The organism is Halomonas cerina, assembly GCF_014192215.1.
GTDB lineage: Bacteria > Pseudomonadota > Gammaproteobacteria > Pseudomonadales > Halomonadaceae > Halomonas > Halomonas cerina.
Genome location: NZ_JACHXP010000001.1, coordinates 72,023 through 86,712, shown reverse-complemented (window position 1 = coordinate 86,712; position 14,690 = coordinate 72,023). Strand labels below are relative to the sequence as shown.

13 protein-coding genes are annotated in these 14,690 nt (G+C 65.9%); 5 read left to right on the top strand and 8 right to left on the bottom strand.

All coding sequences use genetic code 11. The annotated features are described in order from the left end of the window. Positions 1 to 4: 4 nt before the first annotated feature. A complete protein-coding gene (locus FHR94_RS00380) occupies positions 5 to 181 on the top strand; it encodes a diguanylate cyclase domain-containing protein (protein WP_183323950.1) in 177 nt (58 codons plus the stop codon). Here the strand turns inward: FHR94_RS00380 and FHR94_RS00375 are convergent. Beyond that, complete coding sequence (locus FHR94_RS00375; RefSeq protein ID WP_183323388.1) at positions 178 to 852, bottom strand: dienelactone hydrolase family protein; 675 nt, start codon at positions 850 to 852, stop codon at positions 178 to 180. The two genes, FHR94_RS00380 and FHR94_RS00375, sit on opposite strands and share 4 nt — an antisense overlap. 160 nt (positions 853 to 1,012) lie before the next feature. Between FHR94_RS00375 and FHR94_RS00370 the strand changes: the two genes are divergently transcribed. Beyond that, entirely contained in the window at positions 1,013 to 2,977 is a 1,965-nt protein-coding gene (locus tag FHR94_RS00370) for a RecQ family ATP-dependent DNA helicase (protein WP_183323386.1), read from the top strand. On the opposite strand, the gene FHR94_RS00365 is transcribed toward FHR94_RS00370, so the two are convergent. The 3 genes from FHR94_RS00365 to FHR94_RS00355 all read right to left on the bottom strand — a co-directional run bounded on the left by FHR94_RS00365 (position 2,971) and on the right by FHR94_RS00355 (position 6,036). Beyond that, on the bottom strand, positions 2,971 to 3,585 hold the full coding sequence (locus tag FHR94_RS00365; protein ID WP_183323384.1) for a hypothetical protein: 615 nt from the start codon (positions 3,583 to 3,585) through the stop codon (positions 2,971 to 2,973). The two genes, FHR94_RS00370 and FHR94_RS00365, sit on opposite strands and share 7 nt — an antisense overlap. Before the next feature lie 82 nt (positions 3,586 to 3,667). Beyond that, a complete protein-coding gene (locus tag FHR94_RS00360; protein WP_183323382.1) occupies positions 3,668 to 4,366 on the bottom strand; it encodes an SDR family NAD(P)-dependent oxidoreductase in 699 nt (232 codons plus the stop codon). A 104-nt stretch (positions 4,367 to 4,470) separates the two neighbouring features. Next, on the bottom strand, positions 4,471 to 6,036 hold the full coding sequence (locus FHR94_RS00355; protein ID WP_183323380.1) for a sigma-54-dependent transcriptional regulator: 1,566 nt from the start codon (positions 6,034 to 6,036) through the stop codon (positions 4,471 to 4,473). A gap of 285 nt (positions 6,037 to 6,321) precedes the next feature. On the opposite strand from FHR94_RS00355, the gene phhA reads away from it, so the two are divergent. From phhA to FHR94_RS00340, 3 genes are all read left to right on the top strand, one after another. Further along, the gene (phhA, locus tag FHR94_RS00350) at positions 6,322 to 7,128 is read left to right on the top strand and encodes a phenylalanine 4-monooxygenase (protein ID WP_183323378.1); all 807 of its coding nucleotides are present in this window, start codon (positions 6,322 to 6,324) and stop codon (positions 7,126 to 7,128) included. Between the two features lie 77 nt (positions 7,129 to 7,205). Next, positions 7,206 to 7,544: a 4a-hydroxytetrahydrobiopterin dehydratase gene (locus FHR94_RS00345; protein WP_183323376.1), complete on the top strand. Its 339-nt coding sequence runs from the start codon at positions 7,206 to 7,208 to the stop codon at positions 7,542 to 7,544. Then, entirely contained in the window at positions 7,545 to 8,732 is a 1,188-nt protein-coding gene (locus FHR94_RS00340) for an amino acid aminotransferase (protein ID WP_183323374.1), read from the top strand. Between the two features lie 127 nt (positions 8,733 to 8,859). On the opposite strand, the gene FHR94_RS00335 is transcribed toward FHR94_RS00340, so the two are convergent. From FHR94_RS00335 to FHR94_RS00320, 4 genes are all read right to left on the bottom strand, one after another. Then, positions 8,860 to 9,405 (bottom strand): hypothetical protein, encoded by a 546-nt coding sequence (locus FHR94_RS00335; RefSeq protein ID WP_183323372.1) that lies wholly within the window; start codon positions 9,403 to 9,405, stop codon positions 8,860 to 8,862. A gap of 426 nt (positions 9,406 to 9,831) precedes the next feature. Further along, positions 9,832 to 11,091: a D-amino acid dehydrogenase gene (locus FHR94_RS00330; RefSeq protein WP_183323370.1), complete on the bottom strand. Its 1,260-nt coding sequence runs from the start codon at positions 11,089 to 11,091 to the stop codon at positions 9,832 to 9,834. Between the two features lie 185 nt (positions 11,092 to 11,276). Continuing rightward, a complete protein-coding gene (locus FHR94_RS00325; RefSeq protein WP_183323949.1) occupies positions 11,277 to 12,563 on the bottom strand; it encodes an MATE family efflux transporter in 1,287 nt (428 codons plus the stop codon). A 118-nt stretch (positions 12,564 to 12,681) separates the two neighbouring features. Further along, positions 12,682 to 14,508, bottom strand: coding sequence for a putative bifunctional diguanylate cyclase/phosphodiesterase (locus FHR94_RS00320; protein ID WP_183323368.1), 1,827 nt, complete (start codon positions 14,506 to 14,508; stop codon positions 12,682 to 12,684). Positions 14,509 to 14,690: the final 182 nt, after the last annotated feature.

Below are 14,690 nucleotides of genomic sequence, written 5' to 3'. Positions count from 1 at the left end.
GGCACTGCGCCGACGCATCGCCACCCATGACTTCGGGATCGGCCAGGGAGGCGTCACCGTCAGTATCGGCATCGCCGAGCACCGGGTCGGCGACTCACGAGATACCCTGCTGCGACGAACCGACAAGAGCCTCTATCGCGCCAAGCATGGTGGACGCAATCAGGTCATGACGACCTCCTAGCCCGACCCGCTCCCGAGATGGCTCAGGAACCATCGAGCCGCCTTGGCCTCGACGATATCGAGCGTGCCCGGTTCCTCGAAGAGGTGAGACGCCCCCGGCACGAGGGAGAGCTCGCAGGGCGCCGCGGTCATGCCGGACATGGCCTGTTCGTTGAGCCGGATCACCTGGGTGTCCCGGCCACCGACCAGCAGCAGGGTCGGCGCCTTGACCCGCGAAAGCGCCTCGCCGGCCAGGTCGGGCCGGCCGCCTCTCGAGACCACCGCCTGCACCCGGGCCGGTCGCTCGGCGGCGGCGATCAATGCCGCCGCCGCCCCCGTGCTGGCCCCGAACAGCCCGATCGCCAGCTCCCGTGTCTCGGGGGCCTCGGCCACCCAGTCCACCGCCTCGCTCATGCGGGTCCCGATCAGCGGGATATCGAAACGCAGGGCGCGCGTACGCTCGTCGATCAGGCTCTCCTCCGGCGTCAGCAGATCGAACAGCAGCGAGGCGAGCCCCTGGTCGGCCAGGTAACGCGCCACCTGGCGATTGCGCGAACTGAACCGGCTGCTGCCGCTGCCATGGGCGAAGACCACGATCCCCGCCGACGCGTCGGGAACCAGCAGGTCGCCCTCCAGGGCGACCCCGGCGGCCTGGACCTCGACCTGCGTTTCGTGATGTACCCCTTCTGTCATGGTCACCTCCTCCCCTTGAGCCGACATCTCGGTACCTCTACTCCCAGTGTAGTGACGGCCTTTCGCGGTCTGCCATCCCGCCCGAGGTCAACCGCGATCCCGTTACGAAGATGGTGGGTGTACCCTGTCCATCCTCACGAACCGACAAGGAGTGTCCGCCATGTCCGGCATCGACAAGACCCTGCATCAGGTGTTTGGCTACGCCGACTTTCGCCCGGGCCAGCGACCGGTGATCGAGACACTGATCGCCGGCCGCTCGGCGGCGGCGATCTTCCCCACCGGCTCCGGCAAGTCGCTGTGCTACCAGTTACCGGCCCTTCACCTGCCGCACCTGACCCTGGTGATCTCGCCGCTGTTGGCCTTGATGCAGGACCAGCTGAGTTTCTTGAGGCGTCACGGGATCCCGGCCGCCAGTATCGACTCGAACCAGAGCCGTGACGAGACCCGCGCGATCATGGAGGACGTCGCTCAGGGCGAGATCCGCATCCTGATGATTTCCGTGGAACGGCTCAAGAACGAGCGTTTCTGGGCCTTCATCCGCCGCGTACCGCTGTCATTGATGGTCGTCGACGAGGCCCACTGCATCTCCGAGTGGGGTCACAACTTCCGCCCGGACTACCTGAAGCTGCCCGACGCGCGACGGGAATTGGGTATCCCCCAGGTGCTGCTGCTGACCGCCACGGCCACCCCCAAGGTCATCGACGACATGTGCGCGCGCTTCACCATCGAGGCCTGCGACGTCACCGCCACCGGCTTCTATCGTCCCAACCTGGACCTGCAGGTGGCGCCGGTGCCCGCCGAGCAGCGTCCCCGGCGCCTGGTGGACTGGCTGCGCCCGCGCCTCACCCAGGCGACGCCACCTGCCTGCATCGTCTATGTGACCCTGCAACAGACCGCCGAGCGCATCGCCGCCTACCTGCAGGCCGCCGGCCTGCCGGCGGTGGCCTATCATGCCGGCCTCGACGCCGAGACCCGCGCTGGGCTGCAGGACGAGTTCATGGCCGGCCGGTCGCCCTGCATCGTCGCCACCATCGCCTTCGGCATGGGCATCGACAAGGCCGACATCCGCGCCGTGGTGCACTATGACCTGCCCAAGTCCGTGGAGAACTACAGCCAGGAGATCGGGCGGGCCGGCCGCGACGGCGCCCCCGCCGAATGCCTGATGCTGGCCGGCGGTGACCACCTCAATGTGCTGGAGAACTTCGCCTATGGTGACACCCCGGAGCGCGACGCCATCGCTCGGGTCATCGCGGCGCTGCCCTCCGCCGGCCAGGCCTGGGAGTTCACGCTCACCACGCTCTCACGGGACAGCGACATCCGGCCCCTACCGCTCAAGACGCTGCTGGTCCAGCTCGAGCTGCGCGGCGTGATCCGGCCGCGCTACAGCTACTTCGCCGAGTACCGGTTCCAGCTGCTCGAGGCCGCCGAGTCGCTGGCCGGCCGCTTCCAGGGCGAACGTCGGGCCTTCGTGGAGGCCATTCTGGCCGCGTCCTCCAGGGCCCGGACCTGGCACAGCCTGGACTTCGCGGCGCTCGAGCGGCTGGGGGCCGAGCGCGGCCTGGATACCTCGCGGCGGCGAGTGATCACCGCCCTGGATTACTTCGTCGACAAGGGCTGGATGGTGCTGGAAAGCCGCCAGATGACCGAAGTCTTCGACGTGGTCGCGCGCGTCGACGACGCCACCCTGATCACGGCCCTGCACGACTACTTCAGCGACAAGGAAGATGCCGAGATCGCGCGCCTGCATGCCATGCTGGCGCTGTTCGAGACCGAGGACTGTCTGACCCGGCGCCTGGCCGACTGGTTCGGCGATGCCCGCGCCCCCGAGCGTTGCGGCCACTGCTCGGCCTGTCGCGGCGAGGTCGCCCGGCTGCCGGCGCCGCCGCTCCCCACCCCGCTCGACGAGCGCGACCCTCTGGCCCTATGTGCGCCGCTTCGGGCTCTGCTGGCCGAGGCCGACGAAGCGGATGCCGCCACACCGGCCCTGCTGGCCCGCTTCCTGTGCGGCCTGACTTCGCCGCGACTGATCCGCCTCAAGGCACGTCGCCTCGCCGGCTTCGCCGCCCTGGAGGCCTATCCCTATGCCGAGGTCGCGACGTGGCTCACCCGCCGCCTGGGTCAATGACCACGGAGACGGCGCCAGCGCGCCAGACCCCGCGTCAGCAGATGGGGCGGCAGATAGACCACCACCGGCCAGGCCAGCATCAGGCCGACGAGATACACCAGCGGGTCGAGGCTCGTTTGTGGTTGACCGAAGGGACCCTGCACCCAGTTGATATTGCGCTCGGGGTCGGTGACGGCGTAGCTCAGCGGCAGCACCAGCCAGGTCAGAACGACCTGCCACCCCAGGCCGCGGCGGTCGTAGCCCAGCCGCCACACGCCGTAGCCCGCCACCAGCGGCAGAAACAGATGGAATAGCGACAGCAGTCGGAAAGCCAGCGGTCGCGCGGTGTCGAACATGTACTCGGTGCCGCCGATGGGGTGTACCCCGATGGCGAACGCCACCGCCACATCCAGCGTCCACAGCACCCCCACCAGCGACACCGCGAGCCACTGGGCGGAGATCAGCAGCCGGTTCTCGGTCCATAGGGCGACGAGGATCAGAAAGCTCGCCAGGTCACACAGCCACAGGAAGTTCTGCCAGCCCAGCACTCGGGCATAGCTCGTCGCCCAGATGAGCACCCAGAGCGTGAAGGCAAGCTTAAGCCATAGCGGCAAGCGGGGTGGCGACACGGGATCCTCCGTTAACCGACGCGATCTCCGCCTCCCCCTCGCGCCGCCACATCGGCAGACGGGCCGGCCGAACACCGCAACGTTACCAACTTTCGCCGAAAGGTCTCAGGTCGAGTTCGAAGGTCCAGGCCGAGTGCTCCTGGCGAGTGAGGAACCAGACACTGTCGGCCACGGCGTCGGGATTCAGGAAGAAGTCGTCCGGCTTGTCCGGCATGGCCTCCCGGGTGCGGGGCAGGTCCACCACCCCGTCGATCACCACATAGGCGACATGAATGTTCTCGGGACCGAGCTGGCGAGCCAGGGACTGGGCGAGACTGCGTTGCCCCGCCTTGGCCGAGGCGAAGGGGGCGGTCGCGGCTCGGCCGCGCAGCGCCGCCGAGGCGCCGGTGACGACAAGGCTCGCCCGGTGATGTTCGCGCAGCTGCCCCAGGGCGGCCTGGACGGTCGCCAGCAGGCCGTAGCAGTTGACCCGCCAGCTGTCCTCGAACTCCTGTAGCGTCGCCTGCTCGGCACTCTTGAAAATGCCGCCACCGGCGTTGTAGAGCAGCACCGAGACCGGCCCGAGCTCCGCGCGAATCCGCGTGAAGACCTCGCGGGCCTGCTCGCCCTCGGTGGCATCGTAACGATAGGCATGGCTCCCGGGAATCTCCTGTTCCCACCTCTTCAGCTTGTCGATATCCCGCGACAGCATGGCGACGCGATAGCCTTCTCGCGCAAAACGCCGAACCAGCGCCAGGCCGTTACCCGGACCGACACCGACGATGGCACAGACCTTGTTCATGACGGCCTCCTCCCGACGCTTCCGATGCGCGCTTGGTTGTTCGAGATTACCTGCCTGGAGTGTAGACACGCTGCGCCGGGGGCACCGAGCCGAGGCGCCCGGCGTCAGTCGTCCTCCTCCAAGCCGATACCATGGCGCTTGAGCTTGTTGGCGATGGTGGTATGCGAGACGCCGAGCCGCTTGCCGAGCTGGCGACTCGAGGGGTAACGGGGGTAGAGCGTCGTCAGCACCCGGCGCTCCACCTCGCCGAGGATCTCGGCCAGCGACCCCTCGAGGTCGATGCCGGCCAGCCCGGAAGGCTGGCCTACCTCGGGCAGGCGCAGGTGGCGCGGCTCGATGACGCCACGCTCGCACAGCGAGACTGCCTGGAAGAGCACGTTCTCGAGTTGGCGCACGTTGCCTGGCCAGTGATAGGCCCGCAGCCTGGCCAGGGCCGCCTCCGAGATGGCGGGTAGCGTACAACCGATCTGGCGGGCGGCTCGATCGATGAACTGAGCGGCAAGCTCCTCGAGCCCGTCCAGGCAATCCCGCAACGGCGGCACGCTCAGCGAGAGCACATTCAGCCGGTGATAGAGGTCCTGCCGGAACTGCCCCTGGGCACACAGCGCCGGCAGGTCCTGCTGGGTGGCACAGATCACCCGGACATCCAGGTAGGTCTCCTCGTCGCTGCCCACTCGGCGAAACCCGCCATCTTGGAGGAAGCGCAGCAGCTTGACCTGCAGGCGCGGGCTCATCTCGCCCACTTCATCGAGGAAGATGGTGCCGCCGGCCGTCAGCTCCAGCAGCCCCAGCTTGCCCTCGGGCCTTGCCCCCTCGAAGGCCCCCGGTGCATAGCCGAACAGCTCGGTCTCGGCCATGGATTCGGGCAGTCCAGCGCAGTTCAGCGCCATGAACGGCGCCTGTCCCCGGGCACTGGCCAGGTGGCAGGCCCGCGCCAGCAACTCCTTGCCGGTGCCCGTCTCGCCCTGGATCAGCAACGGCGCCTCCAGGGGCGCCATGCGTCGGGCCTCACGGATCAAGGCCGCCAGACGAGGACTCGATTGGAAGATCGTCTCGAAGCCGCGCAGTGCCTGGCGTTGCACCTGGTAGATGCGTTCCCCGATGCGGTCCGCCCGGTGTAGCGTGACCACCGCCCCGGCCAGGGAGGCCACGTCCTCGAGCTTCTCGCGGTGCAGGGGGGCGATATCGGCCAGGAAGACGGTGTCACGCAGCTTGACCCTCAACCCATTGACCCGGGCATTGTTGCGACGAATCAACGCCGGCAGGTCCAGGTCGGGCAGGTAACGGTCCAGCGACAGCCCCGGCACCTCATCGATGCGCACCCCCAGCAGCTGGCCGGCGGCCCGGTTGGCGGCGACCAGGTGCCCCTCCATGTCGATGGACATCACCGGGTCGGAAAGCGATGACAGCAGGGCATCGAGCTCCAGGTGGCGACGTTCGCTGGGCATCAGGCTGACCCGGCGGACGCCGAAGACACCGGGCACCGCTTCCAGCTCCGGCTTCAGCGTGGCGAGCTGGGCATTGAGCAGCTGGGGCACGTGCAGGTAGATGGCATTGCCGTGCTCGCCGCCGACCTCGCCATGGGCCACATTGAGCCCGTAGTCGGCGAAGTGCGCGACGATGTCGCGCAGGATACCGATGCGGTTCTGGCAATGAAATCTCAGGCGCATAAGGGACTCAAAGGGAGAAACAGGAGCCGACAGGCCAGGAAATCGTCAGGCCGGTGTGACTCTGTTGTAAAGATAACGTGACAACAAGGGCCGCTCAATGGCCGCATTCCGCATCCTATGCATAAAGGGGTCCGTGGCAGGCGGGTCTGTCACGATTTTCTTACACTGAGGCGTGAGTTCTCTCCGCCACCGGGTACCGTGACGCTCCAAGTAGCGCCCTGAGGCGGCCTAGACTGCGGATATTCCCTCCAAGGCCACGACACCCCAACCGTCACGGGAAACATCATGAAGGCACCGACAGGCAAGAAGACCGCCTACCAGGCCAGGAGGCCGGATGCCAACGGCCATATCGCCTGGAGCGAGCAGGAGAACGCCACTTGGAAGACCCTCATGGAGCGTCAGGTCGAGCTGCTTCCGGGGCGGGTCTGCCAGGAATACCTGGACGGCATGGCGCGCCTGGCCCTGCCGATGGAGCGCATCCCCCAGCTGGCCGAGGTCGACGCGGTGCTACGCGAAGCCACCGGCTGGGAGACCGCTCAGGTGCCGGCGCTGATCCCTTTCGATACCTTCTTCGAGCTGCTGGCCCATCGCCGCTTCCCGGTGGCCACCTTCATCCGCACCCCGGAAGAGCTGGACTACCTACAGGAACCGGACATCTTCCACGAGCTGTTCGGTCACTGTCCGATGCTCACCAACCCGGCCTTCGCCGAGTTCACCGCCACCTACGGCCGTCTGGGACTCGACGCCACGCCCAAGGAGCGGGTCTACCTGGCCCGGCTGTACTGGATGACCGTGGAATTTGGCCTGGTCGACACCGCCGAGGGCCGGCGCATCTACGGTGGCGGTATCATCTCCTCCCCGAAGGAGACCCAGCATGCGCTGTCCGACGCTCCGGAGCATCTGCCCTTCGATCCCCTCGCGGCCATGCGCACGCCCTACCGGATCGACATCCTCCAGCCCCTCTACTATGTGTTGGATGGCCTCGACACGCTGCACGAGCTGGCCAATCGCGACATCATGGGCATGGTCCACGAGGCGATGGAGCTCGGCCTCTTCGAGCCGCGCTTCCCTCCCAAGCCACTTTCTGCCTAAACCAAAGGCGGCCGGGGCCTCCTGCGCCTGCCCCCTTCACCCCGACGACCCATGACCAACGACAACGAGGAGTCATCATGAGCGAGCTTTCCGAACTGCAATGCGAAGCCTGTAGCGCCGACGCGCCCCGCGCCACTCAGAGCGAGATCGAGACCCTGCACGCCGACATCCCCGAGTGGCAGATCATCGAGCAGGATGGCATCATGAAGCTCGAGCGGGTCTTCGCGTTCCGCAACTTCAAGCAGGCCCTCGACTTCACCAACCGCGTCGGCGAGATCGCCGAAAAGGCCGGTCACCATCCGGCCCTGTTGACCGAATGGGGCAAGGTCACCGTGACCTGGTGGTCGCACGAGCTGAAGGGCCTGCACAAGAACGATTTCATTCTTGCCGCCAGAACCGACGAGGTAGCGAAATAAATGTTCGAGAAAATTGAGCGGGTTCCCGGGGACGCCATCCTCGGTCTGATCGAGGCCTTCAAGAAGGATACCAACCCGCAGAAGGTCGATCTCGGTGTCGGCGTCTACAAGGATGCTCAGGGCAACACCCCGGTGATGCGCGCCGTCAAGGAAGCAGAGGCCCTGTTGCTCAAGAACGAAACCACCAAGACCTACATCGGCTCCCATGGGTCGCCGGCCTACGGCGAGGTGATCCTGCCGTTGGTGCTCGGCGAGGACTCACCGGTACTGGAGGCCAAGCGTGCCAGCGCTACCCAGTCCCCCGGCGGCACCGGCGCCCTGCGCCTGGCGGCGGATTTCATCGCCAATCAGCTGCCCGGCAAGGCCATCTGGGTGTCCGACCCGACCTGGCCGAACCATCTGGGTATCTTCCCGGCTGCCGGGCTGACGCTCAACAAGTATCCCTATGTGGATGCCGAGAACCGCCTGGACTTCGATGGCATGCTGGCCGCCCTCAAGGAGATACCGGAAGGCGACGTGGTGCTGCTGCACGCCTGCTGCCACAATCCAACCGGCTTCGATCTCTCCCGCGAGCAGTGGCAACAGGTGCTGGACGTGGTCAAGGCGCGCAACTTGCTTCCACTGATCGACTTCGCCTACCAGGGCTTCGGTGAGGGCCTCGACGAGGACGCCTACGGGGTGCGCCTGATGGCCGAGAACCTCAACGAGGTGATCATTACCAGTTCCTGCTCTAAGAACTTCGGCATCTACTGCGAACGCACCGGCTGTTTGATCATGGTGGCGAAGGACAACGAGCAGATGGAGAACGTCCGCTCGCAGATCGCCATCGTGGCCCGCGAGAACTACTCCAACCCGCCGGCCCATGGCGGCGCCATCGTCAGCGAGATCCTGCAGTCCGCCGAGCTGGCTGCCCTCTGGCGCGAGGAGCTCACCGAGATGCGGGATCGCATCAACACCCTGCGTCGTGACTTCGTCGAGGCCCTCAAGCCCTACGGCCTCGACCAGAAGTACGCCTGCGTCGCCGACCAGCGCGGCATGTTCTCCTACACCGGCCTGACGCCGGAGCAGGTCGACCGCCTGCGCGACGAGTTCGGCATCTACATGGTGCGCTCGGGGCGTGCCAACGTGGCCGGCTTCTCCCACGAGAACCTGCCCTACCTGACCCAGGCGATCGCCGCGGTCAACTGAGCCGAATCCCCCCTGCTCTAGAAAGACGCCCGGGCCCGGGCGTCTTTGTCGGCATGCCGTAAACAGAGGTAAGAGGTAAGAAACAAGAGCGTAAGCCGTGGCGGCGTAAGCGCCGCCACGGGCAGGCTCAATTCAGGCTGGCCTCCCCCTCGGCGGAGCCGGAGAGGCTCGCGTCCGCATCGGCCGACCCCACCAGATCACCTGCGGTTTCGGTGGTGTGGCCAAGGGCTTGCTCGGCCGTTCCGGTGGTGGACTCAAGCGCCTGTTCGGCCGTACCTTCCGCCGATTCCAGGGCTTGCTCGCTCTTGTCCTTCGCCTGATCCAGGGTACTCGCCGCCTGGTCACCGGCCGCATCCAGCTGGCCACCGGCCTGTTGACCCGCCTCGGTGCCCGCGGAGGCGGCGGTCCCGGAAGTGAGCTGACCATCGGCGGCAGCACCCTGCTCGGTCTGGGCATTCGCGCCCATATCAGTCTCGGCGTTGCCCTCGGCCTCGGCACCCAGTCCGGCGTCGGCATGCATGCCGGCATCGGCACCGGCCTCATGACCGGCGGCCTCCGCCTGGATCGCCGCCTCGGTCTGTGCCTGGACCCCGGCACTGTCGGCCATGATGGCATTGGCGCCCAGGCCCGTCATCGCGAGGGTGATAGTGATCCCGAGTGTCTTCAGCTTCATGCTGCCTCCTTGGTTGAACCACACCGGGCGCAGGCCCGGCGTGTCCAGAGTGACTTGTATCCATGTGGATCGGGCCCATCCATGGCCCAGAACCCTTCCTGGTCATCGAGAAATTGCGAGGTGCCTCGCCACGCCCTGGGTCGAGATCACCAAGGCGACATCTCGACTGCAGCGAAAGGCATGCCAACCTGAAAATAAATCAAATAAAAACAATATCTTAAAAAGAAACAGTGTTTTCTATTCCGGCACGGCGGGAAATCGCTACCCCATGGAATGTCGCAATTCATCGACGCCACTCATCAAGGACAGAAAAATATCATATTAATCAGTCAGTTAATGTGTTGCTAAAGATACACAACCTGCTAATTGAGGACCAGGCTGTCGCCGACACGCCAGGTTCCGCTCGTTACACCAAGGCCTGCTCCTTCACGCGGCATAGCGGGAGACGTCGAGGCCACGCGGGTCGATGGCCGGCGGACGGCCGTCCATCAGGTCGGCGAGCAACTGGGCGCTGCCACAGCTCATGGTCCAGCCTAGGGTGCCATGGCCGGTGTTGAGCCATAGGTTAGCGTGGCGGGTGGCCCCGATGATCGGCGTGGAGTCGGGGGTCATGGGCCGCAGACCGGTCCAGAACTCCGCCTTCGCCACGTCACCGCCTTCCGGGAAGACATCACGGACCACCATGCTGATGGTCGCCCGACGCTTCTCGCGCAGTGCCAGGTTGTAGGAAGCCAACTCGGCGGTACCGCCGACCCGGATCCGGTCATCGAAGCGGGAAATCGCCACCTTGTAGGTCTCATCCATCACCGTGGACTGGGGCGCTCCCCCATCGTCGACCACCGGCACCGTCAAGCTGTAGCCCTTGACCGGATAGATCGGCAGGCGGATGTCCAGGTCCTTGACCAGGAAGGACGAGTAGCTGCCGAGACAGACCACGTAGGCATCGGCGGTGAGCTCGCCTTCGCTCGTCAGTACGCTCTCGACCTTGCCGGCAGAGCGCTTGAGTCGCTGAATCTCGACATTGAAGCGGAAGGTGACACCCAGCCGCTCACGGCAGTAGTCCGCCAGGCGATGGGTGAACAGGTAGCAGTCGCCGGTCTGGTCGTCGGGCAGGTGCAGGCCCCCGACGAACTTGCCGGGCACTCGGCCAAGCGCGGGCTCGACCTTGGTGATCTCCTCGCCGTTGAGCAGCTTGTGGTTGACGCCACACTGCTCGAGGACACGCATGTCCTTGACCACCGCCTCGACCTGGCTATCATGGCGAAATAGCTGCAACAGGCCACGCTGACGATCCTCGTAACGAATCCCCGTCTCCGCCCGCAGGGCATTGATGCAGGCCCGGCTATGCTCGGCGATGCGCACCATGCGCTCCTTGTTGACCGCGTAGCGCTCGGCGCTGCAGTTGGCGAACATCTGCATCATGAAGCGCGCCATGGCGGGCTCCATCTTGGGCTGGATCTTCAGGGGGGCATGCTCCTGGAACATCCACTTCACGGCTTTCTGGGGGATGCCCGGTGCCGCCCAGGGCGAGGAGAAGCCGAAGGAGACCTGACCGGCATTGCCGTAGCTGGTCTCCAGGGCCGGTGACGGCTGGCGGTCTACCACCGTCACCTCATGGCCCTGGCGCGCCAGGTAGTATGCGCTGGTGACCCCGACGACGCCGCTACCGAGAATCAGAACCTTCATGCTGCTCCCCCCTTGACCGCTGAACGATGGTTGTCTGCTACCGAGCGCCAAGCGCCGCCGGCAGTGTAGGGATCAAGCAGTAGAAAATGACACTATATTTATCATTTATTATGATAATATTTATTTTTTATTAAGGAAAAATTAGTCATTTATCAAAATAAATGGCTATTAAAAAGCTTATTCCACTAGGCAGTCTTCGCCGGACATCGCCGCGGGCTGGCGAGGATACGCCGCAGCACCTGCCAGGCCGTGATGCCAGCCAGCAGGTTACCCAGGGCCGCCCCCATCGCCAGCCCGGTCAGCCCGCCGAGCCAGGCACCCAGCCACAGGCAGGGCAGATAGAACACGAACAGTCGCGCCCCGGACATCAGCATGGCCCGCAGCGGCCAACCCAGCGCATTGCCGGCGGAGACTACCAGCATGCAGACGCCGAGGGCCGCGTAGCTCGGCAGCAGGAAGCGAATCAGCACCGCCAGCTCACCCTGCACCTCGGGGGTCCCCGACAGCATCAGGGCCACCCAGGGCGCCATGGCTGCCATCACCCCCCCCAGGGCCAGCTGCCAGACCACCACGACGCCGAGGGCCAGGCGCATCAGTCGATGCACCTGCTCCCAGTCACCCGCGCCGTAACAGCGCCCCAGCCAGGGCGGCAACGACATGGTCAGGGCCAACACCACCATCAACGACAGCGTCTCCAGACGACTCGCCAGCCCCCAGGCCGCCACTTGCGGCTCCCCCAGCCGCGCCACCACCGAGATCGCCAGCAGGGCCGCCAGTGGCGGCATCAACTGGCTGACCATGGCGGGTCCGGCGATGCCCGCGAAGGGGCGCAAGGAGACCCGCACCTCACGGCCGAGCCCCGAGACCGCCAACCAGTCGGTGCCCGCCAGGCGCCAGCCCAGTACCACCAGCCCGCTGGTGAAGGCCAGCACGGTGGCCCAGGCCGCCCCCGGCAGGCCAAGGCCCGGCCAGGCGCCGACCCCGAAGATCAGCAGCGGGTCCAGCACCAGGTTGATCAGGCTGGTAGCAACCATCAGGCTGCCGGGCAGGCGTGTGTTGCCGTGCGCGCGAAACAGGCTATAGCCGAAATAGAGCACGGCGCCCAGCCAGGCGGCCAGTAGCTGAGGCCCCCAGTAGTCACGGATCAGCTCACGACCGGCAGCATCGGCCCCCAAGCGGGTGAAGATCGGCGCCTGCCACCCCCACAGCGCCACGGCCAGCAGCGCGATGGTCGCGGTGCCGACCAGCAGGACCAGACTGCCCAGGCGGCGCACCCGGGCCGTCTCCCCCGCCCCCAGGGCCCGGGAGACCAGGGCCGCGATGGCGATGCCCAGGCCGACCTGGATACCGATGATCAGAAACGACAGCGGGAAGGTGAACGACTGGGCCGCCAGCGGTGCGGTTCCCAGCCGTGCGATGAAGGCGCTGTCGACCAGTTGGAACCCCAGCAGGGCCAGTACCCCGATGGCCATGGGCCAGGTCTGGTGCCAGAGCCGGCGGCCAAGGGGAAGAGGGTCGGGTTCGGCGTGCGTCACGAGACCTCCGATGGATAGACGGGACGCTGCATTCTACGCCAAGGCGCCACGTCTCTCAGCCGGAGAGCCCCGGTGACGTCGTCACCAGTCCGACCAGCAGACGCTCGATGTCAAAGGCCGGCATCGGACGGAAGAAGTAATAGCCCTGCACCAGGTCGCAGTGCATCTCGCGGATCAGGGTGAGCTGCTCCTCATTCTCGACCCCCTCGGCCACCACCTCGAGCCCCAGGCGATGGCCGATGAAGACCGTGGCCTCCATGATGGCCCGGTCCTCGGGCTGGCCCGGGGCATCCCGTACGAAGGTGCGGTCGATCTTGATCGCGGTGACAGGAAAGTGCTTGAGATAGCTCAGCGAGGAGTAACCGGTGCCGAAGTCGTCGATCGCGATCCGCACCCCCCGGTGATAGAGACGCCTGAGTCCCTCGAGAATCCGGCTGTCCGCCGTGATAAGCACGTTCTCGGTCAGCTCGATGCCGATATCACGAGCCCCCAGGCCATGACGCGCGAGACAGGCCTCGAAGCGCTCGAGCACGTCCGCCCGGGATACCTGGCGGCCGGAGAGATTGATGTCGATGCGTGACTCGGTGAAACCCGCGGCGCGCCAGGCCGCCTGCTGGCGGCATGCCTCCTCCATCACCCAGTCGCCCAGCCGATGGATCAGCCCCGAACGCTCGGCCAGGGGGATGAACTCCGCGGGAGATACCGGCGGCCCGTCCGCCGGGGTCCATCGCAACAGCGCCTCCAGGTTCTCGATACGGCCACTGACCGCCGACACCTGGGGCTGGTAATGCAGGCTCAGCTCCCGCTTGTCGATGGCACGTTCGAGGCGTTCGGCCAGCCGGTGTTGACGGACCAGTTCGTCGTGGAAGGTCTGCTGGAAGAGCTGGAGACTGCCGCGCCCATCGAGCTTCGCGCGGTTCTTGGCCACATCGGCATTGCGGATCAGCTCCCGGGCGCTGGCCCCATGGTCGGGGTAGCGACTGGCCCCCAGGCTCGCGGTGATCATCCGCTCGCCACCGTCGACGACGAATGGCGTCTGGAATACCTCCTGTACCTTGGCCGCCAGACGCACAATGTGCGCCTCCTTTTCCACCCCCGGGAAGGCCATCACGAACTCGTCGCTGGAGACCCGGGACAACAGGTCGGTGGCCCGCTGCTCTTGGCGCAGGCGCCGTGAAAGCTCAACCAGCAGCCAGTCGCCCTGCTCATAGCCCACGGCATCATTGATCTCCACGAAGTGGTCGATGTCGAGATAGAGCACCGCCAGGCCGCTGCCCCGCCGCCGGCAGGTCTCCAGCATCTCGTCGAGTTCCGCCTCGAACGTCTGCCGGTTGGGCAGGTGGGTCAGGTGATCGAAACGGGTGGCGAAGGCCAGGTCCCGATGGGCGCGCTTCTGGTCCGAGAGGTCCACATCGACGCAGAACATCAGGGGGTCTTCGGTATGCTCGCCGAGCATCACATGGTGCGAGAAGACCGACACCAGCTCACCGCTGCGATGGCGAAGCTCCAGCTCGCTTGCGGGAATCTCCCTGCCCTCCTGGACCCAGGCACGGTGAGCCTCGATCACCCCCTCCCGCATGAAATGAGGAATGATCAGCTCCTCGAGGAGATGGCCCTCGGCTTGCTCGGCGGAATAGCCATAGAGTCGCGTGCTAGCCTCGTTCCAGTAGATGACGCGCCGATCGCGATCATAGCCCTGGACGGCCACCTTGGGCAGGCTCTCCAGCAGGGCGCGGAAGCGCTGCTCGCTCTCCAGATACTGGCGACGCACCCGTTCGACATCGTCGTGCCAGCCCTCACGCGGTTCCCGTGACGACCACCGGCGCACCCACCCCAGATGATGGGTTAGCCAGCGTTGAACGCGCGAATTACGGCCGATCATGGCGGCTGCCTCCCCGTCACACTGCCGGTCTCATTCCTCATGATCTTCCTTCACACGATATTAGCGTTCTCATCCTACACGGAATCGTCGCCACTCTCGCACGGCGCATGACGTGTCCTCACCGGAGCTATCGCGTCCATCACATGATGCGCCACGGGATCTGAGCCACATCGCACTTTGAC